The organism is Bacteroidales bacterium (genome assembly GCA_018334875.1).
In the GTDB taxonomy this organism is placed as follows: domain Bacteria; phylum Bacteroidota; class Bacteroidia; order Bacteroidales; family UBA12077; genus JAGXLC01.
On sequence record JAGXLC010000436.1, the window covers coordinates 1 to 3359 of the forward strand.

The window sequence follows — 3359 nt, forward strand, 5'->3', positions numbered from 1 at the left end:
AGGATCTGGTCGTCGATCGCAGTGCTTTTGACAAGATTATGGAAGCGGGAGGATTTGTCTCAGTAGATGTCGGTTCGGCACCTGAAGCCAATCAAACTCCGGTAAAGAAAGTTCATGCAGAGAAAGCCTTTGATGCAGGTATTTGTATTGGATGCGGTGCCTGTGTGGCTGCCTGCAAGAATTCATCTGCCATGCTGTTTGTCTCGGCCAAAATATCTCAGCTTGCACTGCTTCCTCAGGGCAAACCGGAAGCCAGGCGAAGGGCGCTGAATATGCTGGCAAAAGCTGATGAGTTGGGGTTTGGTAGTTGCACCAGCACCGAAGCCTGTGAAGTTGAATGTCCCAAGACCATCTCTCTGGAACACATCGCCCGGATGAACAGGGAGTATTTCCGGGCTTCCTTCTCCGAGGAGGAAAAGGAGTAAGAAGACCGCCGGAGGAAGATCATGAAATCAGTTGGCAATGGCAATTTGCAGCTTACTATATTGCAGAATTAGATTTAAGGAAATAAGATATAGCAATACAGTTGGTCCCGCAGAATGCGGGAGCAACGGGCAGTTGGCAAGCCATATAGCTTCAGTGAGCATGAGGATTTATTGTAACTGCAAATTTATATTGAATTAGTTGACAACCCTGAAAGCTACAGTTGTCAGAGATACTCAATAGTCAAAATATTCCGTAATTCCGAAACCGTTGCGCATGCATGCATGATATTTTCCAAAGCTGAGAAAACGTCTCGCATGCTTGCATGGCATTTTCCAGAGTCGAGAAACCGTCACGCATGCTTGCATGATATTTTCGGAACTCCCGGAAACGTGTCGCAAGCTTGCATGATGATCTCGGAAGTTTCCGAGATCCCCCCGCAGGCTCGCTGATGTTTTCGGAAAGTCCCGAAATCGTCTCGCATGCTTACATGATGGTCTCGGAAAGTTCCGAAATCATGTCGCAAGCTCGCATGAAAGCTTTGGGACTGAAATCATGTTGCTTTTTGATACAATCGAATGTTCATTGAATAATCAACCGACAATTATCCCTTCATTGTAGCCTCAACCTCCTCAGGGGTAATGGGCAGGCGCTTACCTATAACGCGGCAGCCATTGTCAGTTACCAGGATATCGTCTTCCAGGCGCACACCGCCAAAGCCCAGGTATTCACGGACTTTCTCATAGTTGATGAACTGGGTGAATTTTTTTTCGCTTTCCCATTTCTCGATGAGCTCGGGGATGAAATAACAGCCTGGTTCGTTGGTCAGCACGTGGCCGGGCTGCACCCTTTTGCCGAATCTTAGTCCTGAAAATCCAAACAAGGTGGGCCGTTGGATTTCCTCATCATACCCCACCAGATTCTCACCAAGGCCTTCCATATCGTGCACATCGAGACCCATGGGATGGCCCAGGCCGTGAGGCATGAACATCGCATGCGCACCGGTCTGAACGGCTTCTTCCACATCGCCTTTCATTATGCCCAGCTCATTGAGCCCTCGCACAATGGTCCGGGCGGCTTCGGTATGCACATCCAGGTAGGGCACACCAGGTTTGGTCATCTCCCGGGCCCGGTTGTTGGCTTCAAGCACGATGTTGTAAATTCCCTTTTGTCTTTCATCAAACTTACCATTGATGGGTATGGTACGTGTGACATCCGAAGCATAGTGCATGTTGGTTTCTCCGCCGGCGTCGGTGAGCATCATCCGGCCTTCCTCCAGCATGTTGCCGTGATAGTGGTTGTGCAAGGTCTCTCCATGCTGGGTAAGGATGACAGGGAAGGAGATCATCCCGTCATGGGTCCGTGGAATGCCTTCCAGTACCCCGGAAATTTCTCTTTCATAGATGCCCGGTTTACAGATCTTCATGGCGGTAACATGCATCTGATAGCCTATGGTTGCTGCTTTTTCCAGTTCTTCAATCTCATGCCGGTCCTTGATGCTGCGCATCTCAATAACCGCTTTGATAAGCGCTTCCGAGACAAAATTTTCCGTTTCCGAATGGTGAATGTCCAGCAGATTGGCAAATTTTATGATGTTATCGCCCCGGTAAAAAGGGACGACATGTATTTTTTGTCCCTTGTTTCTTGATTTTTTAAGAAAATCAGATAGCTCTCCGGTCGGCTGGGTGTTTTCCACTCCCACTTCCTGGCTTAATTCTTTCATGGAAGGCTGGGGCCCCATCCAGATGATGTCTTCCAGTTCCACATCATCACCGAAAATGTATTCTTTATTGTTGTCAACATCAATGATGCCGGTGAGATCGGGCATGTCCAGCCCAAAATAGTAGAGGAAAGTGCTGTCCTGACGGAACAGGTAATCATTGCCCGGATAGTTCATGGGGGTTTCTCCGTTTCCCAAAAGAACGATCAACCCGCTGCCTGCTTTTTCCTTCAGCTTTCTGCGGCGGTCTATATAAACATCTTTTTTAAACATATCAAAAATTTTAGATGGATTAAACTTGCTCTAAAATATAATTATTTGGACAATTTTTATAACTGACCAGCCAATAAGTTCATACTCTTTTGTAATTCAAATTCCTGTTAAACATTTAAAAACAATAGTAAATTATAAGACCGAAAGCGAGAAAATTAAATATATTGATTATTTTCGTGAACTATAGGAATCTAAATTAAAAATGTACAGCATATGAAAAGACTTGTCTTCATCTTTCTGGTTCTCCCGGTAATCCTGGCATCCTGTTCTCAGGAAGAAAAACAGCGGGACGTGAAGCAATACACCATCGAACAATTCATGGACAATACCAGTATTTTCGGCAGCTCCTTCTCCCCTGAGGAGGATAAAATACTGTTCACCAGCAACGAATCGGGAATTTACAATGCCTACGAGGTGAATGTTGAAGGGGGAAAACCCAGACAACTGACCAAACGGGAAGAGACGACACGGGCGATCTCCTATTTTCCCAATGACGAGCGTCTCATTCTGATGTCGGACAAAGGTGGCAATGAGCTTTACCACATTTATGTAAGGCAGGAAGACGGGGAAATTAAAGACATTACCCCGTATGAAGAGGCCCGATCCTCCTTTTTAGGCTGGGCCCACGACCGTGAAAGCTTCTTTTTCTCATCCAACAAACGTGATCCAAGATATATGGATTATTATGAAGTGCCCTTAAGCACCATGGAGCCCGAGAGGATTTATAAAAATACGGAAGGTTATAATCTGGGTACCATATCCGATAACGGTAAGTTAATGGCTTTTTCAAAAACGATTACCCGGACGAAAAACAATATGTATCTGTATAACCGTGAAACCGAAGAGATGAAGAAGCTCTCCGGGTATGATGGTGAAGCCACCTTCCATCCGGTAGAATTCAGCTCCGACAATAAATTCCTTTATTATCGTACCGATAAAAACA

At 45.9% G+C, this 3359-nt stretch carries 3 protein-coding genes; 2 read left to right on the forward strand and 1 reads right to left on the reverse strand.

Going from position 1 to position 3359, the window contains the following annotated elements:
- On the forward strand, window positions 1-425 hold a 425-nt coding region (locus KGY70_19415; protein MBS3777372.1), incomplete at its 5' end, for a 4Fe-4S dicluster domain-containing protein.
- Between the two features lie 602 nt (window positions 426-1027).
- Here the strand turns inward: KGY70_19415 and KGY70_19420 are convergent.
- On the reverse strand, window positions 1028-2416 hold the full coding sequence (locus KGY70_19420) for an aminopeptidase P family protein (protein ID MBS3777373.1): 1389 nt from the start codon (window positions 2414-2416) through the stop codon (window positions 1028-1030).
- A 213-nt stretch (window positions 2417-2629) separates the two neighbouring features.
- Between KGY70_19420 and KGY70_19425 the strand changes: the two genes are divergently transcribed.
- A partial coding sequence (locus KGY70_19425; protein MBS3777374.1) for a DPP IV N-terminal domain-containing protein occupies window positions 2630-3359 on the forward strand: 730 nt, incomplete at its 3' end.